This window comes from Pseudomonas sp. B7 (genome assembly GCF_016735645.1).
GTDB lineage: Bacteria > Pseudomonadota > Gammaproteobacteria > Pseudomonadales > Pseudomonadaceae > Aquipseudomonas > Aquipseudomonas glycinae.
Genome location: NZ_JAERRE010000002.1, coordinates 595,552 through 617,524, shown reverse-complemented (window position 1 = coordinate 617,524; position 21,973 = coordinate 595,552). Strand labels below are relative to the sequence as shown.

Below are 21,973 nucleotides of genomic sequence, written 5' to 3'. Positions count from 1 at the left end.
CGCGCCTGCGAGTGACTCCGGAGAGTCATCGCAGACGCGGTCTTTATGTTTGCATCACTCCGACTTGCGGATCTTTTCCACAATCGCCGTGGTCGAGCTGTTCTCCACAAGCCCCAGCACTTTGACGGCGCCGCCGTAGGCTTTGACGATATCAGCGCCGACAACCTGGTCGATGCCGTAATCGCCACCCTTCACCAGCACGTCCGGCTTGACCTCGCGCAGCAGGTTTTCCGGGGTGCCTTCGGCAAAGCTGATGACCCAGTCCACCGCACCGAGACCGGCGAGAACCGCCATGCGCCGGTCGACGCTGTTGATCGGCCGGCCCGGCCCTTTCAGGCGGCTGACCGAGGCGTCGTCGTTGATCGCGACGATCAGGCGATCGCCCTGGGCTCGCGCCTGCTCGAGGTAGGTCACGTGGCCGGCGTGCAGGATGTCGAAGCAGCCGTTGGTGAACACGATCTTCTCATTGTGCGCACGGGCATCGGCGACTGCCAGCAGCAGTTGCTCCAGCCCCAGCACGCCACGCTCGGAACCTTCTTCACGCTGAATGGCGCGACGCAGTTCCGGGGCGCTGATCGCCGCGGTACCCAACTTGCCGACCACGATGCCCGCCGCCAAGTTGGCCAGCGCCACCGCGTGCGGCAATTCTTCACCGGCAGCAATCGCGGCTGCCAGGGTGGAAATCACCGTGTCGCCGGCACCGGTCACGTCGAACACTTCACGGGCCCGCGCAGGCAAATGCAGCGCCGGATGATCCGGACGCAGCAGGGTCATGCCGTGTTCGCCACGGGTCACCAGCAGTGCGCCGAGATCCAGGTCGTGCATCAGCGTCGCGCCCTTGGTCACCAGCTCGTGCTCATCGGCGCAACCGCCGACGATGGCTTCGAACTCGCTGAGGTTCGGGGTGATCAGGCTGGCACCACGGTAGATCGAGAAATCCTTGCCCTTCGGGTCGGCCAGCACCGGAATGCCTTTGGCACGGGCGGCCTGGATCAAGGCCTGATGGTTTTTCAGGGCGCCTTTGCCGTAGTCGGACAGCACCAGCACCTTGATGCCTTCGAGCAGGTCGTCGACCTGCGCGCCGAGGGCCAGTGCATCGGTGGCGAACGGTTCTTCGAAGTCGATACGCAGCAATTGCTGGTGCCGGCTCATGACCCTCAGCTTGACGATGGTCGGCTGGTGCGCGATACGCTGGAACAAGGCTCGTACGCCCGCACCCTTGAGGCTGTTGCTCAGGCTGTCGGCGGCTTCGTCGTCACCGGTCACACCGACCAGCGACGCCGGCGCACCCAGCGCGGCAATGTTCAAGGCAACGTTGGCGGCACCGCCCGGGCGGTCTTCGATTTGCTCGACTTTAACGACAGGAACCGGCGCCTCAGGGGAAATCCGTGAGGTACCACCATGCCAGTAACGGTCGAGCATGACATCGCCGACCACCAAGACAGGGGCTTGATCGAATCGCGGCATGGACAACTTCATGGAGCAACCCACATACAAAATGAACAGGGGCGCGATATTAACACAGGGTTGGCGAAGGCTTGTGCGGTGGCTGCAACAGGATGAAACAGCTGGCTTTTTTGCTCATTTTTCAAGCAGCAAAGCCGCCAGCCGTTCGCAGGCCTCGCTTGGCTCGATCTCTTCCGTGTCGATACGGCATTCCGCCGCCAGCGGAGCCTCGTAAGGACTGTCGATGCCCGTGAAATGCTGGATACGACCCTGACGCACCGCCTGATACAAACCTTTCGGATCACGGCGCTCGCACACCGTGAGCGAAGTGCTCACATGCACTTCGACGAAGTCGCCCTCGGCAAACAGTCGCCGCGCAGCATCCCGTTCGGCTCGAAACGGGGAAATCGCCGCAACGATGACGATCAGCCCGGCATCGACCATCAGCCGGGCGACTTCGGCCATGCGCCGGATGTTTTCCCGGCGACCGGCATCGTCCATACCCAGGTCCCGGCACAGGCCATTGCGCACGTTGTCGCCATCGAGCAGAAAGGTGTGCCGCCCGAATTGATGCAGGTGCAGCTCCAGCGAATTGGCCAGGGTCGACTTGCCGGCGCCGGATAATCCGGTCAGCCACAGGCAACGCGGCCGCTGCCCGTTGAGCGCGGCCCGGGCCTGGCGCGGCAGTGCCAGTTTATAGGGGCTGATGGCGGGCGTTGTCGCCAGACTGTGCAGCGCCTCATTCATAACCGAGCAACTCGTAGTCGCGCTGATAGGCCCGACGCACCAGCCGACGGGTTCGCGCCGAGCAGAACTCCCGCGCCTTCAGTGGTTGACGTTGCCGCGAGCTGTTGACGTGCGGCAACTGACACACCATCCCCAAGCGGTCACAGACCTGTTTGAAATCCTGTTCCAGATGTTCCTGGTAACCGATGAAATCCAGAGCCAGATGCCCCAGCGAGTCGGTGAGAAAGTCGGTCTGTGCGGCAAAGTGCAGCTGCCGCGAGATCGTCTCCGGATGCAGCCAGCGTGCGACAAAATCGTCGAAATCCCGATATTGTCGAACCATCTGCTGAGCGGCGTGATCACGCCCGCTCAAGGTGTTGCCATGCAAAAAGGCGTACGCCGAATAGGCGCGCTCCAGCGGGTCGCGCACAAAGGCGAATTTGTAGGCGGCGGCATATTGCTCGGGAAATTGCTCTTCGTACCAGTACAACGGCAAGTGTCCGGGACGCCAGCCGTCGAACATCGCCGCACACAAGCTGCTTCCGGCGCATTTGGGTACGTGGATAAACAGACAGTCGCGCTGCTCGAAGGCGGCAGGAAAGGCCAGACTGGCCGACATCGATTTGTTCACCACTTGCCGGTCAACCACCGACAGACGCCCCAGCAAAAAGGCCCGCTGCGGCTTGGGCAGCAATTTCCAGAGATAACGTTGCAGCATGCCAGCACCCGCGCGAAGAGGATGGCCCCTTCGATTGAAGTCAGAGTTCGTTCAGGAACCTTAACAAGCGCGATGCCGGGTTTTATGCCGGTTTGGTCAAGAAGGGTAAAGGTCTGGATACAAATCGCCGGGCGCATTGCGCGCCCGGCGTTTTCGTGGCGGGATCAGGCGATGTCTTCCGCCGGGGCATCGAGGCCCATGGCATTGAGACGCGCGTAGTAGCCGTTCTGTGCCAGCAAGTCGTCGTGGGTGCCGCGCTCGACGATCCGGCCCTGGTCCATGACCAGAATCAGGTCGGCCTTCTCGATGGTCGACAGCCGGTGAGCGATCACCAGCGTGGTGCGGCCCTTCATCACTTGATCCAGGGCGGCCTGAATGTGCCGTTCGGATTCGGTGTCGAGTGCCGAGGTAGCCTCGTCGAGAATCAGCAGCGGCGCGTTCTTGAGCAGGGCGCGGGCAATTGCCAGACGCTGGCGCTGACCGCCGGAGAGCAGCACGCCGTTTTCGCCGACCTGGGTGTCCAGGCCTTCAGGCAGTTGCGCGATGAAGTCCATCGCATAAGCATCACGCGCGGCCTTCTCGATGTCTTCGCGCGGCGCCCCGGCCAGATCGCCATAAGCGATGTTGTTGGCCACGGTGTCGCTGAACAGCGTGACGTGCTGGGTCACCTGGGCAATGTGGCGGCGCAGGTTGAGCAGCTTGTATTGCTCCACTTCCACGCCGTCGATCAGGATCTCGCCCTTGTCGTGGTGATAGAAGCGCGGAATCAGGTTGGCCAGGGTCGACTTGCCGCTGCCAGAACGCCCCACCAGCGCCACCATCTGCCCCGGCTCGACCGAGAAGCTGATGTCGTCGAGCACCTGACGCTCGGTGCCCGGGTAGGTGAAGCTCAGGTTGCGCACATCGAGGCGACCGCTGACCGAATCGCGCTCGACCGTGCCGGTATCGACTTCGGGCTCGACGTCCAGTTGCTCGAAAATGCTTTCGGCACCGGCCACGCCCTTCTGGATGGTCGAACTGACTTCGGACAGCTGGCGGATCGGCTTGGGCAGCAGACCCGCCAGCGTGATGTAGGCCACCATGTCACCGGCCGACGCATCGCCGCGAAGGTACAGCACGAGGAACATCAGGATCGCCATGGCGCTGTAGATCACCAGCTGCAGCAGCGGCGTGTAGATGGCCCCGGTGCGGGTCATGCGCAACTGCTTGTCGGTATTGCCCTGGCTGGCATCGAGAAAGCGTTTTTCCTCGTAGGCTTCGCCACCGAAGCTGCGCACCACGCGATAGCCCTGGATGGTTTCCGAGGCGACGTGGGTCACGTCGCCCATGGCCAGCTGGATTTTCTTGCTCTGCTTGCGGAATTTCTTGCTGGCAGTGCGCACCATCACGGCGATCAGCGGCAGGATCGCAACCATCACCAGCGTCAGCTTCCAGTTCATGAACAGCAGGGAGGCGAACAGGAAGATCACCGTCATGCCTTCACGGATTACGACCTTGATCGCATCTGTTGCCGCCCCCGTGACCATCGTCACGTTGAAGGTGATACGCGAAATCAGATGTCCGGAGTTATGCTTGTCGAAATACCGGTTGGGCAGGACCAGCAGGTTGTTGAAGAGCTGAACCCGCAGGTCATGCACCAGGCCCAGGGAAACCTTGGCCAGGAAATAGTTGCCCAGATAAGATCCCAGCCCCTGCCACGCGGCGATCAGGATGATCAGCAACGGTACGGCCTGCAGCAGTTGCAGGTCGCGCAGGTAAGGCACGGTGGGAAACAGCACTGCCTCGGGATTGGACAGACCGTCGACAAAGTACTTGAGGATGTAGCCGAGCATCGGCTGGGTCGAGGCAAAAATCAGAAAACCGACGATGCTGATCAGGAACAGACTGATGTACGGCCGGACATAGCCGAGCAGGCGGAAGTAGATTTTCAAGCTCGAAGGGCTTGCGGCGGGACTGGAGTCGGTCATATCACGCGAAAGTCGATAAAAAGGACGCTGACTTTAGCACAGCTTCTTCAGGGTTCTGGCAATCGGCCAAAGGCTGTTATTGTTAGGCGTCTTTTTCAGCGTCAAATAGCCATCATCCAAATGGCCGATCAACCTCAGGATTGAAACACACAGCATGCAATTCAGCGGCTTCAGCAGTACGTCCAGTCGAATTTTCGATTTCATCAGCCTGTGGATTCTTCCCGTCGGCTACTTCCTGCTCTTGTGCGCGCTGTTCTTCCTGCCGGGCCGCAGCCTTCATCACAAGCTGTTTTACGGCCTGTTCAGCATTCCGACGCTGATCGCCCTGTGCCTGCGCCCGCGTGAACTCAAGGAAATGCTGCGTGAACCGGTGTTCATCGCACTGCTGCTGTTTGCCGGCTGGGCGTTACTCAGTCTTTGCTGGGGTCCGCAGGATGAACCGATAGGCGGCATGTTCAAACCTCCGTTGCATACCCTGATGCTGTTCGCCGGGTGTTTTCTGCTGGTCCGCTACCGCAGCGACATCCTGACCCCGTTGCTGTTCGCCGCCGCACTGGTGGCCCTGATCGCAACGATCGCCTTCCTGATTCCGTTCATGCTCCACTTCGAACCCGGCGCGCGCCTGATCGGCGGCGGCGCGTTCGACAACCCGCTGCTCAGCTCCCATCTGTTCGGATTTTTCTGCGCCTACTGGCTCAGTCTGAGCATGACCTGCAAGAATCGCCGGCTGTACTGGCTCAGCATCCCTGCGATGCTGATCATGTTCATGGCCGTGATCGGAACCGGTTCCCGCACCCCGCTGGTGGCGCTGACCATGGCCGCATTGTGGCTCAGCCTGATTTGCTGGAACCGTCGCTCACTGGTGCTGCTGGGCACACTCGCGATCGGTGGCGCAACGGTGGTGGTGCTGTTCTCGAAAATGATCATCGAACGCGGTGACTCCTATCGTTTCGAGATCTGGCAGCAAGCCCTGGAAAAAATCGCCGAGCATCCGTGGATCGGCCACGGTTACAACGCGGTTCTGGCGATTGACCCAGGCGTCGGTTACAACTTCCAGGAACCGCACAGCTTTGCGCTGGGAGTGCTTTATTACGTCGGCATCCTCGGCATGCTGCCCTGGCTGTTTTTCCAGGCCTGGGGGCTGCTGAGCAGCTGGCGTCAGCGCGTGCAGCCATTGCTGATCATCGCCTCGACCTGGCTGGTGTTCGGCATCGGTGCCGGGCTGACTGAAGGCGGCGGAATCATTTCCCGCCCCAAGGAACACTGGTTCCTGCTGTGGATTCCTTTGGCGCTGATTGCGGCCCTGAGCATCAATCAACGTGCCCGACGGCTTTTGGCAATGCCGGTACAAAAGCTGTCGGCAACCGCTCTGCAACAGCTGAGCAGCGACGCCCAGGTCATCGAGGAAGATGGATTGGGGCCCAAGGTCCTGCGCCTGTCCGATGGCAGTTTCCTCAAACTGTTTCGCCGTCGCCGCTGGTATACATCGGGCAGCTTCAACCCGTATTCCGAGCGGTTTGCCGTCAACAGCGAACAGCTGCGCCGGATGGGCATTCCCACGCCACAGGTGCTCAACCTCTATCGCCTCGACGACGGCAGCAGCGCCGTGCATTACACGCCGCTGCCGGGCCACACCCTGCGCCAGGTGCTGCAGGGGATCACCGCGCCTGCAGTGCGTCATGCGCTGGTGGAGCGTTTCGGCAAATTCATGGCCAGCCTGCATGAGCAAGGCGTGTATTTCCGCTCGCTGCATCTGGGCAATGTGCTGGTGCTGGAAGACGGAGAGTTCGGGCTGATCGATCTGGCCGACCTGCGGATCTACCCTTCCCCCCTCAGCCTGTCACTGCGCCAGCGTAATCTGCGCCACATGCAACGCTACACCGTCGACAGACGCTGGCTGTTCGAGGATCACCTCGAGGCACTGCTCCAGGGATACGCCGTAACGGCGTCGAAATCCGCCGTAGACAATCTGCACAGGCAAGTGCTGGCCGGCAACACGCCGGCTAGGGTTCATTGATGATTCAGACCAGTCCGTTCATTGCGCCGGCCGCCTATCTGCTGGCCATCGTATCCGCCGCTTTACTGCTGCGGGCCGTACCGAAGATCGCACGCCATCTGCAGCATTCGGGCGAAAGCCGCTATGCCAGCATCGACGGCCTGCGCGGCTATCTGGCATTCGGTGTATTCGTGCATCACTCGGTCATCACCTGGATCTTTCTGCGCACGGGCGTGTTCGAATTTCCACCGAGCAACTTCTACTCGATGCTTGGCCAGGGCAGTGTGGCGCTGTTCTTCATGATTACCGGCTTCCTGTTCTGGAGCCGTCTGCTGACCCAGGGCCGTCAGCACGACTGGCTGGCCTTCGGCGTTTCTCGGGTGTTCCGGTTGTATCCGCTGTACCTGCCATTGATGCTGGCGGTGTTCGTGACCGTGTTCTACCTGCAGGACTGGCAACTGAAGGAACCGGTGTCACAACTGCTCAAACAGAGCCTGTTGTGGCTGACGTTCGATCGCCCGGACGTCAACCAGTATCCGCAAACCGGCATGCTGATCTCCAACGTCACCTGGACGCTCGCCTATGAAGTGTTTTTCTATCTGGCGCTGCCACTGGCGGCCCTGGTATTCGTCTACCGCGGCAACTGGCGACAGGTCGTGCTGTGCCTGATCGGGATTTACGCGCTGTACCAGCTGGTCGGTTGGGAGCATTCGCTGAAGAAACATTTTCTGGCCAGCTTTCTCGGCGGGATCACCGCCGCCTATTGGGTTCGACGCCCGCAGCTGGTGGCCTGGAGCCGCACGACACTGGCCAGCATCATCGCCCTGGCGGCTCTGGCACTGGCCTTCACCGCGTTCAACCGGGCCTTCAAGACCGCACCGCTGTTTCTGCTGTCGCTGTTTTTCGTGATCGTGGCTTCGGGCAACACCCTGTTCGGCGCCTTGAAACCGCGCAGCATCCGCTGGCTGGGGGAGATCAGCTACAGCACTTATCTGCTCCATGGTTTCGTGCTCTGGCTGATGGTTCAGCGCCTGCCGCTGTTGCTGCACCTCGATGCCCGTGAGACCTGGGTTTACCTGCCGTTGATGGCAGCCTGCACCTGTCTGCTGATACTGATCAGCAGCGCAACGTTCCTTTACATCGAGCAGCCAGGCATGAACGCGGGCAAGAAAGTGGTGCAGTGGATTCGCCAGCGTCAGAAGGGCAGCAAGCACCTGTCGGAAAAAGTCGCTCGCTGAGTGCGAGCGACAACGACCTCAATCTTTTTCCAGCGGCGAAAACAGCAACCGGCCCAACCCGCGCCAGGTCTTCTTGTTCCAGGCCTTGAACGGGATTTGCGCCAGCAGTTCCCGCGCCAGTTTGCGGTCGCGGTTGGCAGTCTTCAGGAACATCGAGTTGAGCGACTTGTAGCGCACTTCGTCGTACAGCGGATGATCGCTGAACAACGCGTAGGTACGCAGGATGTTCTCGATCATGAAACGGTGATTCTTGTAGGAGTTGGTGGCGTGCTTGCGATAGCGCGCCATCACCACGTTCAGACCGTCGATGAAGTAACCGGCGCGGGTGATTTTCAGCTCGATGTACAGATCTTCAAGACGAATCGTCGGGTCGAACCCGCCCACCTTGTCCAGTGCCTCACGGCGGATCATCAGGGTCGGCGCCGGCGGATACGGCTTGCGCTCCAGGAACATGTCATCAAAATCCAGGCGCCGGAACGGCACGTCCCGGCGCTGACGCTTTTCCGGATAGAGATTGCCGTCAGCGTCCATCAATTCGATGTTGCCGGCGCAGATACCCACTTCCGGTTTGCCGTCCATATAAGCGACCTGGGTGTCGATCCGGTCCGGGTACATGATGTCGTCGGAACCGAACGGCACGATCAGGCTGCCCTTGGCCCGAGCGATCGCGCCGTTGAGCGTATTGGTCAGGCCCTGGTTCTGCTGCACCCGGAAATCGAAGCCGTATTGGGCCTGCAGGGCATTGATGCGCTCGACACTGTCATCTTTCGATCCGTCGTCGACGACCAGCAGCTCGATGTTCTTGTAGCTCTGGTTGATGACGCTGAGGATGCTCTCCTCGATGTACGGTCCGTGGTTGTAGGACGCAATGATGACGGTAACGAGAGGTTGCTCAGCGCTCGTGGCTGCTGAATCGCTCATGGCTGTTCCTTGCGGGCCTGTTCCAGGCCGGAGTCGATCAGGTTCAGGTATTCCTGGCGGAAGACCTCGATGTCGTGCTGTTCCTGCAAATAGCGGTAGGCCTGCTCGCCCTTGGCCTTGAGCTCGTCATCCGACAGCGCGAGGTAGCTGTCCAGCGCCGCGACCAGGCTCGGTACGTCCTTGGGCGTGATCGACAAACCACCGGCACCTTCGATCAGCGGCAACATGGCCGGCACGTTCGAGGCGATCACCGGCAGGTGCCCGCTCATGCCTTCCAGCAAGGCCAGGCCCAGGCCTTCGGCCAGCGACGGCATGGTCCAGATATCGAACGCACGCACGTATTGCAGGGCGTTTTCCTTGAAGCCCAGCAGGTGCGCGCGACCGCTCAGGCCCAACTGTTCGATCTCGGCGGCGAGCGGCGCCTGCAGGCGTCCGGCACCGATGATTGCCAGTTGAGCGTTCGGGTATTTGTCTTTGAGTTGGGCGAAAGCCTGCAACAGATAAGTGTGGCCCTTGACCGACACCAGTCGCCCCAGCGCACCGATCAGGCGCACATTCGGATCGATACCCAACAACTCGCGCGCGCGTTCGCGGCTGTGCTGCAAGCCCTCGGCCTGTTCGATGTCGATGGCGTTGGTGATTGCGTACGTGTTCTGGTCAGTGAAACCGCAATCGCAATCCAGCAGATACTGCTTGACCGCCGGCGAAACGCCGACGAAACGCCAGTGCCGGTCGATCAGGCGCTGAGTCTGGCGACGACGGTAGAAGCGGTCGTACTCGCCGAAGCCGTGGGAAATACCGATGCACAACGGCACCTTCAACCAGCGGTTGAGCGTCAGCATCATGTTCACCGGTTTGAAGCGGTTGCAGATCACCACGTCGAACTTTTCCCGGCGGCAGAACTTGTACAGCTGCCACATCGCCCGCAGGCGCATGCCTTTGAGGGACTTGTCGGAAAACTCGAAATACACCGAACGGTCGGCACGGCTGACCGCCTCGCCCGGTCCGGGTTTACCGCGCAGGAAGGCGGCGGTCACTTCGTAACGATCGGTCGGCAGCGCCTTGACGATTTGCTCGGCAAGGTCGGCGAAATCATGGGATTTGACGTTGTAATCGGGCTGCAGCTGCAGCACCTTTGCGCGTTGACTCATACCTCTCCCCGGTGCGATCCCGTCGCGCCTGTTTCGCTCTGCTTCAGTACCCAGAACAACTCCTGGCGTCTGACCGCTTTGCGGAAAAATTCGTTCTCGCCGTATACCGATGGACGCCGACCAGCCAGCAGTCGCTGAAACAGCCGGCGCAGGCGACGCTTGAACGGCGCCGGTGGCTGCAGGTCATGCATCATGCCCAGCGCCATGGCCTTGTCGCGTTGCAATTTGATCGACAGCGGCAGGCACAGCGGCTGCATCGCGTGGGTCGCATCGAACGTCGGCGGCAAGGCGATGCCCTGCCCGCTGTCACCCATCGGCCAACGGTCGTTGTCGTGCAAGTGGTTGGCGTAACCGAGCAGCGTCGGTTGGTAATCGAGACCGCGCAAGGCTTCCAGCACCGCCTCTTGGGCGCAGATATGGTCGGGATGCGGATCCAGCGTCGGGTGCGGCAACACGATCACATCCGGGCGCGCACGCAACAGCACATCACGCAGGTCGGCCAGCAGATTGTTCCAGGTCGGCGCGCCGTCGGCATCGCCGGGCAAGGCAAACGGATTCAGCTGACGGAACAGGCGTGTGTCGCTCAGATCGGCTTCCCGCGAGCCAACGGGTTGATTCGGCGCAGCCTGCATCGCCGCCAGTTGCAGGCAGAAATACCCGAGCTGCACGCAATGCTCCTGCGGTACGCCGGCCCAGCGCGGTACGGCAAGACTGTCCCAGGCACGCAGACGCCCCTTGAGACGCGCCGCTTCGACCTTGTTCAGGCCCATCTGTTGATAGTGTTCGGCTTCGATCTCGCCGGCGGTCAGGGTCACGATCCAGGCTTCTTTGGCCTGGCTGTACAGACCGTAGGCGGCCAGTTCGGCATCGTCGGCGTGAGGGGCGATGACCATCACTCGCTGCTGGCGGTAGTCCGGTTGTTCCAGCGCCCACAGCACTGGCTCGCCGGACACCCGGCAAAAGCGCCCGCGCAGACGCAACTGGCCTTGCGACAAGGCCTGCGCCTGGCCGCTGAGGTTCAGATAACGCAGGCCGTTGACGCCACGCTCGAACGTCTGCGCGTCGGGATGGGTGCCGCCGGCCAACTCGACCCGAGGGTCGAAGAAGCGTCCCAGAAAGCTGCTTTTGACCTTCACGGCGAGGATCAGTGTGGCGTCGTCCACCAGCATCACGCCCTCGTCGAGGCGCAATTGCTCGCCGTTCAAATGCACTTTTGGCTGCGGTGTGAACGGCGGAAAGCTGTATTGGTAATCGTCTTTCGGCGAATAGAACAGGTGATCGGCGAACCACGCTTCGTGGGCAATCCAGCCGACCACCGCCAGCACCAGCGGCAACCACCAGGCCACCAGCACGCCGAGGGCAATCAACACGAGCAGTGCGATCAACAGGCTGATGCGCTTATTGCGCCGGTGACGCTTGAGCAGTTGCTGTTTGCGGCTCATGGGCTGACTCATACGGTGAAGACCGGCACAGGATTGCACCAGCGATCCTTGTATTCACGGTCGGCGCGACCGAAGGAAAAGCGCAGCGGCTTGTCCAGTGCCCGCGCGTGCTCCCAGGCAGATTGCGTATTGAGGAAACTCAGGACGCTGCCGGGGCTGAATTCACGGGTTTCAGGGTCGACGCCGCCGTTGATGTACTCGACGCTGATCCACTCCGGCGCTTCGACGCGATACACTAGTTGAATGGCGATCGGTGCGTCGTTGAGGAAGATCACCGAGCCGATCAACAGCTCGCGCAACAGTTCGATGACTTCAGCCATGCGTGCTGCGCCAGTGGCCGGGAAACCCCAGCGGCGCTGGAACAGATCGCAATAAATGGCTGCCAGTTCGGCACTGGAAAAATCGCTGACCGGCCGCACCACCCCGCCTGCCTCTTCCAGCAGGCGCAGTTCGCGACGCTGGTTGTAACGAAACTTCTTCGACAGTTCTTCCGGAGTGCGGGCCATGGCCAGTTGCTCGGTCTGCAACTTGAGGCCGCTGAAGCGGTTTTCGTTGAGCGCCGACAGGTAGCGCCCGCGATGACGCAGCGGGGCCTGGGCATCGGCGGCGGCCGGCAGGATCAGCTCGGCGTTGCCGAGGTCGAACAGGCCTTTCTTGCCGTTGCGCTTGAGCACGTCCTTGGACAAGGCCAGGTCGCGGCCCCAGGTCGGGATCGCGGCTTTGACTTCGCCCTGCTGCTCCCAGGCCAGATAACGCACCGGGATACCGGCCAGATCCGCCAGGCGCTCGACGACCATGGGATGAGTCGCGACGCTACCGCCAAAACGCTGCCAGGCCTGTGCATAAGTTGAGGCGTCAACGGGCGACCAGCCACGTTCGCGCCAGCCTTGAAATCGGTTGAGCATCAGCCCCTCGGTGCCAGATCGGTAACTTGCGGCAAATGCCAGAAGGTGTCGCGTACGGCGCGGTCGGAGAAGCGCTCGCGCAGGCGGTCGAACATCATCTCGGCGCACTGACGACGCTGCTGCTCGTCCATGCCGGCCAGATGTTTCAGGCCCTGGGCCAGATGCTCGGCGTCACCCAGCGGAAACAGGATCCCGACGCCTTCGACCACTTCCTTCGCCCCGCCGCACGCCGTGGCCAGCAACGGCACGCCGGCGGCCATGGCCTCCAGCAGCACCATGCCGAACGGTTCGTGGTCGGAACTCAAGGCAAACACATCGAATGCGCGGAAATAATTACGCGCGTCCGGCACCTGGCCGAGGAACAGCACCCGATCTCCAACGCCCAGCTCACGGGCCTGCGCCTTGAGTTCATCCTCGAGACGCCCCTTGCCGAGAATCACCAGTTGGCTGTTGGCCGGCAGACCGGGCAGCGCCGCGGCAAAACCACGCAGCAGCGTGGCCTGATCCTTGTCCGGGTGCAGGCGACCGACGTTGCCGACAATGAACGCATCCGCTGAAAGACCGAGGGTCTCGCGGGCTTCGCGGGCGGACACCTGACTCATCTGCAACGCAGAGACATCGATGCGGTTGTAGAGGGTCTGGATTCGTGTCGCCGGCCATTTCGGCAGGCAGCGGCGCATGTCGTCGCGCACCGCATCGGACACGCCGAGCAGGCTCAGACGCTTGCGGAAAATGTGCGCAAAGAGTTTGCGCGAACCGCGTTTGTAATCGCCAAACGCGTGGTGCACGCCGATCACCGGCAGCGAAGTGCCGAGCAAGGCGATGTAGATCGGCTTGAAGCGATGGGCGATACAGAAACTGAAATTGCGTGAAGCGGCGATCTTGCGCAGATCGCCGATGGCGCCCAGCTTCAGGCCACGAATGGCCTTGGAGCTGTATTCCATGAACAACACTTCATCGGAGGCGCAGGCCGCGGCCACCTCGCTATCGGCAGCCCCGGTCAGAAAGACCGTGGTGACCCGATAACCGGTGCCCGCGAACAGGCTGGCGTACTGCCGCGCGCAGTCGAGGAACGGCCCGTCATAGCCGTGACAGAACTGCAGCACATGGCGTTCAGCCGAGCGTGTCATAAGCGTTTGCGCCTTCTTTGACCACCAGGATGTCTTCCATGATCAGGTACTGCAGATCCGAGCCGAAGAACATGTTCAGGGCGTCGGTCGGCGAGCAGATCATCGGTTCACCACGACGGTTGAGCGAGGTGTTCAGGGACACGCCGTTGCCGGTCAGCACTTCCAGCGCCTTCATCATGTCGTAGTAACGCGGGTTGTATTCGCGCTTGAGCACCTGGGCCCGGGAAGTACCGTCTTCGTGGACGACTTCCGGCACGCGGGTCTTCCACTCTTCAGCCACTTCGAAGGTGAAGGTCATGAACGGCGCCGGGTGGTCGATCTTGATCATCTGTGGCGCAACGGTGTCGAGCATCGACGGGCAGAAAGGCCTCCAGCGCTCGCGGAACTTGATCTGGTGGTTGATCCGGTCAGCCACGCCAGCCACGCTCGGGCAACCGATGATCGAACGACCGCCCAGCGCGCGCGGACCGAACTCCATGCGGCCCTGGAACCAGGCGACCGGGTTGCCATCGACCATGATTTTGGCGATCTGCTCCGGCATGTTGTCGAGCTTGCGCCAGGTTGGCTTGTTCTCGTGACGGGCGCACGCGGCGATCACGTCTTCGTTGCTGTACGACGGGCCGAGGTAGACGTGTTCCATCTTCTCGACCGGCACGCCACGGGCGTTGGACACATAGGCCGCTGCGCCAACCGCCGTACCGGCGTCGCCGGAGGCAGGCTGTACGAACAGTTCCTTGACGTCGTCGCGGGCGATGATTTTCTGGTTGAGCTTGACGTTCAACGCACAGCCACCGGCGTAGGCCAGCTTGCCGGTTTCCTTGAGCACGTCGCCCAGGTAGTAGTCGATCATCTGCAGCGCGATTTTTTCGAACAGCGCCTGAATGCTGGCGGCGTAGTGGATGTACGGCTCGTCGGCGATGTCGCCTTCGCGCTTCGGACCCAGCCACTCGATCAGCTTCGGCGAGAAGTAGTAACCCTTGCCCTTCTCTTTATAGCGACGCAGGCCGATCACGTTGGCGTAGTCGGTGTTGATCACCAGCTCGCCGTTCTCGAACGAGGCCAGGCGCGAGAAATCGTATTTGCTGGCGTCGCCGTACGGCGCCATGCCCATGACCTTGAACTCACCGTCGAGCATGTCGAAACCGAGGAACTCGGTGATCGCGCCGTACAGGCCGCCGAGGGAGTCCGGATCGAAGAATTCCTTGATCTTGTGGATCTTGCCGTTCTCGCCATAACCGAAGAAGGTCGTGGCGTATTCGCCCTTGCCGTCGATGCCGAGGATCGCGGTTTTCTCTTTGAAACCCGAGCAGTGGTAGGCGCTGGAAGCGTGGGCCAGGTGGTGTTCAACCGGCTCGATCTTGATTTTCTTCGGATCGAAGCCCAGTTGTTCCAGGCACCAGACGATTTTGTTGCGATAGCGCTTGTAGCGACGGTTGCCCATCAGGATCGCGTCGAGTGCGCGGTCCGGGGCGTACCAGTAACGCTTGGCGTACTGCCAGCGCGCCTTGCCGAAAATGCTGATCGGGGCGAACGGAATCGCGACCACGTCAACGTCGGACGGCTTGATGCCTGCCTGCTCCAGGCAGAACTTCGCCGATTCGTAGGGCATGCGGTTCTTTGCATGTTTATCGCGTACGAAGCGCTCTTCCTCAGCCGCCGCGACCAGCTTGCCGTCGATGTACAAGGCTGCTGAAGGATCATGGCTAAGGGCGCCGGACAGGCCAAGAATCGTCAATGCCACAGGGGTCTAGCCTCTTTAGTCTGCATTCAGGCGCGATGCGCCTTGAAAAATGATGTGCCCTCGCACCGGGCGAGAGACAGCTAAAGGGCGGGATTATAGCGTAAACGTGGCGGGAATGACCCTGTGCGAATTGCCCCATGTCGTTCAACCCACAGAACCCTTGTCCATGGGCCTATCCACGGCTTGGCCGCCAATAAACACTGATATTCCCGTCCACCGCCTGGCGATAGATCGTATACGGCAGGAAAGCCGTGTCGAACACACCGGACAGGGTCAGGTCGAGCAGGACGACCGGTACCAGAATGCCGGTAGGATCGGGCGGCGCGTGCAGCAGGCAGAAATCATGGGCGAGTCCGCTGTAGATGCGCGGAATCGACTGACAGTAGGTCTTCTGTTTGCGCAGGCCGCGCGTGGCGGCTTCATCGCCCTGCAAGACCGTGACGGCGGTGCCGCAGCCGGACAGTGCCAGGGAAAATGCGCCGATGGCGATAGCGTTTTTGATGGTCAAGATTTGCCCTCCGGGAACGTCGGGGCAAACTAGCATCGGGGTTTTGCGGGGGGCAGTTCATGGGTTCCGGAAAGGCCGTAGGACAAGTCACAAGGATTTGTCGCTACAACCCTCACCCGATTTCAACAGCAGAAATGTCTTACACGCTGACGAAAATAATCACGCAGCGCCCGCTACATCCTTGGGCAAACGCTGATCAATCACCTGATACAGCGCACTGTTCTCAGGCCAGTTACGCATGAACCGCGCGCGATCCCGGGCATAGGCCGGGGCGAAGCTGCCCAGCGAGCCGTGCTGGCACATCGAATCCAGATCGATCAGTGCCCAGCGGTCTTCCTGCCAGAACAGGTTATGCCCTTTGAAGTCGCCATGGCTGATGCGTTCGGCGATCAGCCGTGCAAACAACTGATCCAGCGCCTGCAACTCGGCTTCCGGCGCCTCGCCACTTTCGACGTACGGCGCAAAGCGCTCGATGATGTCGGGTCCGGCGAGGTGCTCGGTGATCAGATAGGCCTTGCTGCGCAGCCAGAAAAACCGGGTTTCCAGCACCGCCAGCGGTTTTGGCGTGGCGATGCCAAGGAACGCCAGGCGATTGCCTTCACGCCAGGAATGCCAGGCGCGGCTTGGACGCCAGAAGCGCTTGAGCCAATGGGCAAAATTCTTGATGTTGTAACGCTTGATCACCAGCGCACGCCCGGCAACCTCGACCTTGCCGACACTGGCCGCGCCGCCGGTCTTGTACAGATGCCCCTGATCGAGCAAGGCATCGGCCTGCTCCAGCACCGGCAGCATCGCGGCCTCTTCCTCGCGGCGAATCGAGCGCAGAGCAAATGCGCCGCGCTTGACGCTGAACAGCGTGCATTCACGACCGACCTTGATCAGGTAATCCCTCAAGCGCCAGGCGCGCACCTTGTCGATCTGCTTTTGCAGGGCTTCCAGCGGCAGCGCGTGCTCGCTGTTGCTCAGCAGGTAATACACCAGCAATTCTTCGGTGAACGGCTCAAGCGACTTGGGCAACTGGGCGAAGAACACCCCGAGGTTTTCCAGCACTTTCTGCCGGGACAACGGCTGGCCGGCGCTTTCGGCGCAGATACCCGCGCCATCGATCAGATACAGCTGACCGCCGTGGCGCAACAGGTTGTCCAGGTGCAGGTCTTCCTGCCACAGGCCTTTGCCGTGCAACTGACCGATGGCACCAAGCGCTTCGGCCAGCACCGCCGATTGTTCGTCGGCCAGCACCGGCAGGGATTCGACCTTGCTCCAGGCATCGCCCAGACTCTCGGCGCCTTCAAGGAACTCGAACAGCAACCAGCCGCCTTCGCCGTCCTTCAGGCCGTCGGCCAGCAGCAACGGCGTGGTCATGCCCTGAGCGGCGAGCAGCTTCACACCCTCCAGTTCACGCTGAAAGTGCCGCGCCGCTTTGCTACCGACCAGCAATTTGGCCAGCACCGCACGCCCGCGCCACACACCGGCACCGACGTAACGCTGCCCCGGCAACACCCGCAGCAGGCTGAGCAATTGCAGATCTGCCGCTCCGGCTGCATCGGCCAGCGAAACCGTCAGCGGCAGACTGGGCGTGCGCCCGGCATTTTTCAGGTCGGACAACTGCATCAGCGGGTCTCCTTGCGACTGCGCCGCGCGGTCAGCCGCGTGACCCAGCTGTCGACCAGCGAACTGTCCGTCGATTGATCGAGATACGCCGCCAGCAGCTCACGCAATTGCGCTTCGCTCCACTCCGGCGCACGGCGCAGCAGCGGCTCCAGATCCTTGACCCGATCACGCATACCGAACAGCAACGGCCGAGTCTTTTCCAGATCGATCAACTGCGCCTGATAGCCGTCGCCCTCGGCACGCAGGAAAATGTGCTTGGGATAAAAGCAGCCGTGCACCTGGCGCATGCCGTGGAGATGGCGCGCCAACAGTCCGCAAGACTTGAGAATCGCCGACTGCTGCGCGGCATCGAGGTCCGACCAGCGCTGCAGCAACGAATCGAGATCGTCCCAGCCGTCCAGCGCGCGGGTCAGCAGGATCGCACGGACTTCACCATTGACTTTGCGCTCACCGAAGAACGCCGCCTGCAACGCCGGAATGCCGAGTTTGTTGTAACGACTGATGTTGCGAAATTCCCGGGCGAACGTCGGCTCGCCGAAGGGTGCGTGCAACGTGCGGGTCAGGTAATTGCACTGGCGCTTGAGGTAATAGCCATGCCCTTCCAGGTCCAGACGAAACACGCTGCTCCAGCCGCCGCCATCAGTGTTGGGCTCATCCACGGCGTCGAGCTGCTTGGACCACAGCGCATCGAACGTGCCGAGACCGTGGCGCTCCAGCAGCGCACGGTCTTCAGCGGACAGAAAATCAGTCATTCGCGTCCCTCGAAAAATCTCACCACGTGGCGAATCCGTTGCTTGTCGGCGGCATTCAGCCGGTCACGCTGGCGGTATTGCAGGTAGAAGCGCAGGCGCTGGGTGTTCGACAGGTGATACTTGGCCACCTTGTCGAGGCAGGCCAGATCCTTGGTGATCCGGTACTTGAGCCAGAAGCCACGCCAGAAATCGCCGTTCGGGCAGTCGATCAGAAACAGCTGCGCCTGATCGTCGATCAGCAGGTTGCGCCACTTCAGATCGTTATGGGTAAAGCGGTGGTCGTGCATGACCCGGGTGTAACCGGCCAACTGCCGGCTGACGCCGTCGACCCAGGCGCGATCCTTGAGCTTGGGATCGTTGCGTTCGGCCAGCGCCGACAGGTCTTCGGTGCGCGGCAGCTCACGGGTGATCATCGCCCCGCGATCGTAGGCCATGCCGTTGCGCTCCAGGCCCCACGCCACCACTTCGGCAGTGGGAATGCCCCACTTGGCGAAGCGCTTGAGGTTCTGCCATTCCATCTTCACCCGGGGCTTGCCCAGATAACGCCGCAAGCCTTTGCCGGCGCCGACGTAGCGCTTGATGTAATAATTGACGCCATTGAGCTGCACGCGAATGACTTCGGACAAAGGATCGCGGGTCAGGCGCTCGCCCTGAAGGGCGAATACCGCTTCGAGGCTACCGAAGTGTTGTGCAAGATCGCTGTATTCAGGCTCCAGATTCCAACCCGCCATCAGAGCGCATCCCCGTAACGCTGCTTGCGCGCGTAGAGCTTGTTGGCCTTGCCTTCAAGCCAGCTCAGCAACGGCGCTTCTTCGGCCAGGATCCGGCGCAGCGGTTGCTGAAAATAGCCTTTGAGAAAACGCAGCTTGTCGCGACGGGTCAGGCCGATGTCCAGCGCGGAAAAGTACAGCGCCGCCAGATCCTTGTTGCGCCAGCGCTGGGTGATCGCCGGGCGGGTCTGGGCACGGTGCAGGTCGATCACCGAAAGTTTGAAATCTTCGGGAGTGACCGGTTTGTCGGTGTGCAGCAGAAAGTGGCAGATGTAGCAGTCGCGGTGGTTGACCCCGGCGCGGTGCATCATGCCGGTCATGCGCGCAACCTCGGCGATCAGCGCCCGCTTGAGTTTCGGCTGCGGCGGTTGCTTGACCCAGTCGATGCTGAAGTCTTCGAGACTGATGGTCGGCGCCAGCTCTTCGGTAACGATGAACGAATGCTGATCCGCCGGGTTGCTGCCCTTCTCGCCGTACGCGACGGCGGTCATGGTCGGCACGCCGACTTCCTGCAAGCGCTGGATGGCTTTCCATTCCTGGCCCGCGCCGAGTACCGGCAGCTTGGCGGTCAGCAGGTTCTTGAAGATCTCGCCCCAGCCGATACCCCGGTGGATCTTGACGAAAAAGCCATTGCCGTCGACTTCCGTGCGCAAAGTCCTGCGAGCTTCCAGCTCGCGGTACACCTCGCCCTGCAAGCCTTCGACTTCCACGAACGCATCGCGGCCAGCCCACAGGCTCTTGAACGGTTCAGCCAGCATCAACTTCATTTAAGCGTGCTCCGCCAGAATCACATCGGCCGCGTGCTGCGGCATGCTGTAGAGGTCGGCCGTCTCGGCGAAGGCCAGACCGTTGCGGCTCCAGGCCGCCCGTGCAGCGTCGTCGTTCAACATGTCAGTCAGGTATTGCGTCAGTTGCGCCTGATCGAACGGCTCGTCCAGCACTCGCCCGGCGTCGGCCTCGGCGATGTAATGGGCGTAACCGCAGACTGCGCTGACCAGCACCGGCAACCCGGCGACCAGCGCTTCAAGCAGCACCGTACCGGTGTTTTCGTTGTACGCCGGGTGGATCAACAGATCGGCGCCAAGCAGGAAACGCGGGATATCGCTGCGCCCCTTGAGGAACGTCACGTTGTCGCCCAGGCCCAGCGTCGCACTCTGCATCTGGAACAATTTGGGGTCATCCTGGCCGATTACAAACAGCCGGGTGCGTTTCTTCAGCTCGGCGGGCAATGCGGCCAGCGCTTTGAGGCTGCGATCGACACCCTTGGTCTTGAACCCGGAACCGATCTGCACCAGCAGCAGTTCGTCGTCCTTCAGATTGAATTCGGCGCGGAAACCGGCGCGAATCTGGTCGGCATCCGCCGGACGGCGACGATCCTGGGCAATGCCCGGCGGCAGCAGGTGGAAGCGTTCCAGCGGCGTGTCGTAATACTTGATGAACAGCGGCTGCTGCACTTCGGAAATCATCAGCACTTCAGTCTTCGCATCCTTGGCGAACACCGCGCGCTCGTATTCAGCGAAGTGGCGATAACGGCCCCAGCGGCGATACAGGGAATTGCGCAGGTTCTGCGCCTTGTCTTCGAAGCAGCCGTCGGCGGCGTAGTAGACGTCCAGCCCCGGCATTTTGTTGAAGCCGATCAGGCGATCCACTGGACGCTTGGCCAGGTCCGCTTCCATCCACGCGCTGAGCTTTTCATTGCGCCGGTGATTGAAGAACGCCTTGACCGGCGCCACCCGCACTTCGAAACCGGGCGGCACGTCGCCTTCCCAGATCAGGGTGTAGACGCGAATTTGATGGCCGCGCTTCTGGCATTCGAGGGCGATGCGCATGAAGTCGCGCTGCAAACCGCCGAACGGGAAATACTTGTACAGGACAAAAGCCAATTGCATCAGCGCAGCTCCTCAGCCATCAACAACGTGCTCAGTCGGCTGGCAACACGCTCGGGATTCAGACGCGTGAAGCACAGAGGCCACTCGCGTTTCAGGTCAAACTGACCGGCATCCTGCGCGGTCGGTTGATACGTACATTTCTTTTGCAGGCACGGCGCGCACGGGAAATCGCTGCCGAGGTGAATCTGCAACTTGCCGTAGGCGCCGGTCAGGCCGGGATTGGTCGGGCCGAACAGGGAAATCGTCGGCACATCGAGTGCCGCGGCCAGATGACCAAGACCGGTGTCCACCGCGACGCAGGCCTGGGCACCGGCCAGCACCTTGCCGACCCCGGCCAGGTTCAGTTTCGGCAGCACTTCGGCGTGTTTGAAACCGGCGGCGATGCGCTCGGCCCGGGCCTTCTCCAGTGGGTTGCCCCACGGCAACTTGATCCCGACGCCGAGGTAGCCGACCCGTTCGGTCAGCTCGCGCCAGTAGGCTTCCGGCCAGTGTTTGGTGTCCCAAGTGGTGCCATGCAGGAACACCACGTAAGCATTTTTGCGCGGCAGCTCGACCAGACGCTCGACGTTGAGGCCGTAATCGCCCAGGCCTTTGGGCAAGTCGTAACCCAAAGCAATGGCGAACAACTGGCGCACGCGCTCGACGGCGTGCTGCCCACGGGCCACCGCCAGTTTGCGGTCATAAAAGCGCGCGGCGATCGGCTCGCGGGCCGAGCCCTTGTCGAGACCGGCCACCGGGGCTTTGACGTAGCGGGTCAGCCAGGCGCTTTTCAGCAAGCCCTGAGCGTCGATCACCAGGTCATATTTGTTCGCCCGAACGGACTGTTTGAAGCGCTTCCATTCGCCGCCGGTGATGGTTTTCCAGATATTTTTGCGCCAGCGGCGGATCGCCACCGGAATCACTTTGCTTACGGCCGGGTGCCAGGTCGGAATCTCGGCGAAGCCTTCTTCCACCACCCAGTCGAACCTGATCCCGGGAATCGCCCGGGCGGCGTCGGTCAGCGCCGGCAATGCGTGAATCACGTCGCCCAGCGATGAAGTCTTGATCAGCAATACCCGCAAG

Annotated in this window: 19 protein-coding genes; 2 read left to right on the top strand and 17 right to left on the bottom strand. The window is 61.5% G+C overall.

Annotation, left to right across the window (positions count from 1 at the left end):
• Positions 1–54 precede the first annotated feature (54 nt).
• From hldE to msbA, 4 genes are all read right to left on the bottom strand, one after another.
• Positions 55–1,479, bottom strand: a complete 1,425-nt coding sequence (gene hldE / locus JKA62_RS07655) for a bifunctional D-glycero-beta-D-manno-heptose-7-phosphate kinase/D-glycero-beta-D-manno-heptose 1-phosphate adenylyltransferase HldE (protein ID WP_011332149.1) — start codon at positions 1,477–1,479, stop codon at positions 55–57.
• A gap of 102 nt (positions 1,480–1,581) precedes the next feature.
• Entirely contained in the window at positions 1,582–2,193 is a 612-nt protein-coding gene (cysC, locus tag JKA62_RS07650; protein WP_201817195.1) for an adenylyl-sulfate kinase, read from the bottom strand.
• Complete coding sequence (locus JKA62_RS07645; RefSeq protein WP_011332147.1) at positions 2,186–2,890, bottom strand: sulfotransferase family 2 domain-containing protein; 705 nt, start codon at positions 2,888–2,890, stop codon at positions 2,186–2,188. The genes cysC and JKA62_RS07645 overlap by 8 nt, the downstream gene beginning before the upstream one ends.
• Positions 2,891–3,054: 164 nt before the next feature.
• Positions 3,055–4,857 carry a lipid A export permease/ATP-binding protein MsbA gene (gene msbA / locus JKA62_RS07640; protein ID WP_011332146.1) on the bottom strand — a complete coding sequence of 601 codons (1,803 nt, stop codon included), beginning with the start codon at positions 4,855–4,857 and terminating at the stop codon, positions 3,055–3,057.
• A gap of 154 nt (positions 4,858–5,011) precedes the next feature.
• Between msbA and JKA62_RS07635 the strand changes: the two genes are divergently transcribed.
• Both JKA62_RS07635 and JKA62_RS07630 read left to right on the top strand, forming a co-directional pair.
• The gene (locus JKA62_RS07635; protein ID WP_201817193.1) at positions 5,012–6,874 is read left to right on the top strand and encodes a bifunctional O-antigen ligase/aminoglycoside phosphotransferase family protein; all 1,863 of its coding nucleotides are present in this window, start codon (positions 5,012–5,014) and stop codon (positions 6,872–6,874) included.
• On the top strand, positions 6,874–8,091 hold the full coding sequence (locus JKA62_RS07630) for an acyltransferase family protein (RefSeq protein WP_201817191.1): 1,218 nt from the start codon (positions 6,874–6,876) through the stop codon (positions 8,089–8,091). The genes JKA62_RS07635 and JKA62_RS07630 overlap by 1 nt, the downstream gene beginning before the upstream one ends.
• Positions 8,092–8,109: 18 nt before the next feature.
• On the opposite strand, the gene JKA62_RS07625 is transcribed toward JKA62_RS07630, so the two are convergent.
• The 13 genes from JKA62_RS07625 to waaC form a co-directional block, all read right to left on the bottom strand.
• Positions 8,110–9,012, bottom strand: a complete 903-nt coding sequence (locus JKA62_RS07625) for a glycosyltransferase (protein ID WP_011332143.1) — start codon at positions 9,010–9,012, stop codon at positions 8,110–8,112.
• Entirely contained in the window at positions 9,009–10,163 is a 1,155-nt protein-coding gene (locus JKA62_RS07620; RefSeq protein WP_011332142.1) for a glycosyltransferase family 4 protein, read from the bottom strand. The genes JKA62_RS07625 and JKA62_RS07620 overlap by 4 nt, the downstream gene beginning before the upstream one ends.
• Positions 10,160–11,605, bottom strand: coding sequence for a PIG-L deacetylase family protein (locus JKA62_RS07615; RefSeq protein WP_201817188.1), 1,446 nt, complete (start codon positions 11,603–11,605; stop codon positions 10,160–10,162). Before JKA62_RS07615 ends, JKA62_RS07620 begins: the two co-directional genes overlap by 4 nt.
• An 8-nt stretch (positions 11,606–11,613) precedes the next feature.
• Entirely contained in the window at positions 11,614–12,510 is an 897-nt protein-coding gene (locus tag JKA62_RS07610) for an antimicrobial resistance protein Mig-14 (protein ID WP_011332140.1), read from the bottom strand.
• Positions 12,510–13,640 carry a glycosyltransferase gene (locus tag JKA62_RS07605; protein ID WP_011332139.1) on the bottom strand — a complete coding sequence of 377 codons (1,131 nt, stop codon included), beginning with the start codon at positions 13,638–13,640 and terminating at the stop codon, positions 12,510–12,512. Before JKA62_RS07605 ends, JKA62_RS07610 begins: the two co-directional genes overlap by 1 nt.
• Positions 13,624–15,381 carry a carbamoyltransferase family protein gene (locus JKA62_RS07600; protein WP_007952261.1) on the bottom strand — a complete coding sequence of 586 codons (1,758 nt, stop codon included), beginning with the start codon at positions 15,379–15,381 and terminating at the stop codon, positions 13,624–13,626. The genes JKA62_RS07605 and JKA62_RS07600 overlap by 17 nt, the downstream gene beginning before the upstream one ends.
• Before the next feature lie 172 nt (positions 15,382–15,553).
• Positions 15,554–15,889 carry a YceK/YidQ family lipoprotein gene (locus JKA62_RS07595; protein WP_041475123.1) on the bottom strand — a complete coding sequence of 112 codons (336 nt, stop codon included), beginning with the start codon at positions 15,887–15,889 and terminating at the stop codon, positions 15,554–15,556.
• A 159-nt stretch (positions 15,890–16,048) separates the two neighbouring features.
• The gene (locus tag JKA62_RS07590) at positions 16,049–17,500 is read right to left on the bottom strand and encodes a lipopolysaccharide kinase InaA family protein (RefSeq protein ID WP_201817186.1); all 1,452 of its coding nucleotides are present in this window, start codon (positions 17,498–17,500) and stop codon (positions 16,049–16,051) included.
• Positions 17,500–18,252, bottom strand: a complete 753-nt coding sequence (locus JKA62_RS07585) for a lipopolysaccharide kinase InaA family protein (RefSeq protein WP_011332136.1) — start codon at positions 18,250–18,252, stop codon at positions 17,500–17,502. Before JKA62_RS07585 ends, JKA62_RS07590 begins: the two co-directional genes overlap by 1 nt.
• On the bottom strand, positions 18,249–18,983 hold the full coding sequence (locus tag JKA62_RS07580; RefSeq protein ID WP_201817184.1) for a lipopolysaccharide kinase InaA family protein: 735 nt from the start codon (positions 18,981–18,983) through the stop codon (positions 18,249–18,251). The genes JKA62_RS07585 and JKA62_RS07580 overlap by 4 nt, the downstream gene beginning before the upstream one ends.
• On the bottom strand, positions 18,983–19,789 hold the full coding sequence (gene rfaP, locus JKA62_RS07575; RefSeq protein ID WP_201817182.1) for a lipopolysaccharide core heptose(I) kinase RfaP: 807 nt from the start codon (positions 19,787–19,789) through the stop codon (positions 18,983–18,985). Before rfaP ends, JKA62_RS07580 begins: the two co-directional genes overlap by 1 nt.
• Entirely contained in the window at positions 19,790–20,911 is a 1,122-nt protein-coding gene (locus tag JKA62_RS07570) for a glycosyltransferase family 4 protein (RefSeq protein ID WP_201817178.1), read from the bottom strand.
• Complete coding sequence (gene waaC, locus JKA62_RS07565; protein ID WP_011332132.1) at positions 20,911–21,972, bottom strand: lipopolysaccharide heptosyltransferase I; 1,062 nt, start codon at positions 21,970–21,972, stop codon at positions 20,911–20,913. Before waaC ends, JKA62_RS07570 begins: the two co-directional genes overlap by 1 nt.
• Between the last annotated feature and the right edge of the window lies 1 nt (position 21,973).

Excerpts from the sequence above, each read along its gene's own strand:
- JKA62_RS07615 (WP_201817188.1), bottom strand. The coding sequence starts at position 11,605 with ATGAGCCGCAAACAGCAACTGCTCAAGCGTCACCGGCGCAATAAGCGC.
- JKA62_RS07610 (WP_011332140.1), bottom strand. The coding sequence starts at position 12,510 with ATGCTCAACCGATTTCAAGGCTGGCGCGAACGTGGCTGGTCGCCCGTT.
- JKA62_RS07645 (WP_011332147.1), bottom strand. The coding sequence starts at position 2,890 with ATGCTGCAACGTTATCTCTGGAAATTGCTGCCCAAGCCGCAGCGGGCC.
- JKA62_RS07590 (WP_201817186.1), bottom strand. The coding sequence starts at position 17,500 with ATGCAGTTGTCCGACCTGAAAAATGCCGGGCGCACGCCCAGTCTGCCG.
- JKA62_RS07580 (WP_201817184.1), bottom strand. The coding sequence starts at position 18,983 with ATGGCGGGTTGGAATCTGGAGCCTGAATACAGCGATCTTGCACAACAC.
- JKA62_RS07570 (WP_201817178.1), bottom strand. The coding sequence starts at position 20,911 with ATGCAATTGGCTTTTGTCCTGTACAAGTATTTCCCGTTCGGCGGTTTG.
- JKA62_RS07625 (WP_011332143.1), bottom strand. The coding sequence starts at position 9,012 with ATGAGCGATTCAGCAGCCACGAGCGCTGAGCAACCTCTCGTTACCGTC.
- cysC (WP_201817195.1), bottom strand. The coding sequence starts at position 2,193 with ATGAATGAGGCGCTGCACAGTCTGGCGACAACGCCCGCCATCAGCCCC.
- msbA (WP_011332146.1), bottom strand. The coding sequence starts at position 4,857 with ATGACCGACTCCAGTCCCGCCGCAAGCCCTTCGAGCTTGAAAATCTAC.
- hldE (WP_011332149.1), bottom strand. The coding sequence starts at position 1,479 with ATGAAGTTGTCCATGCCGCGATTCGATCAAGCCCCTGTCTTGGTGGTC.
- JKA62_RS07620 (WP_011332142.1), bottom strand. The coding sequence starts at position 10,163 with ATGAGTCAACGCGCAAAGGTGCTGCAGCTGCAGCCCGATTACAACGTC.
- JKA62_RS07630 (WP_201817191.1), top strand. The coding sequence starts at position 6,874 with ATGATTCAGACCAGTCCGTTCATTGCGCCGGCCGCCTATCTGCTGGCC.
- JKA62_RS07585 (WP_011332136.1), bottom strand. The coding sequence starts at position 18,252 with ATGACTGATTTTCTGTCCGCTGAAGACCGTGCGCTGCTGGAGCGCCAC.
- rfaP (WP_201817182.1), bottom strand. The coding sequence starts at position 19,789 with ATGAAGTTGATGCTGGCTGAACCGTTCAAGAGCCTGTGGGCTGGCCGC.
- JKA62_RS07635 (WP_201817193.1), top strand. The coding sequence starts at position 5,012 with ATGCAATTCAGCGGCTTCAGCAGTACGTCCAGTCGAATTTTCGATTTC.
- JKA62_RS07605 (WP_011332139.1), bottom strand. The coding sequence starts at position 13,640 with ATGACACGCTCGGCTGAACGCCATGTGCTGCAGTTCTGTCACGGCTAT.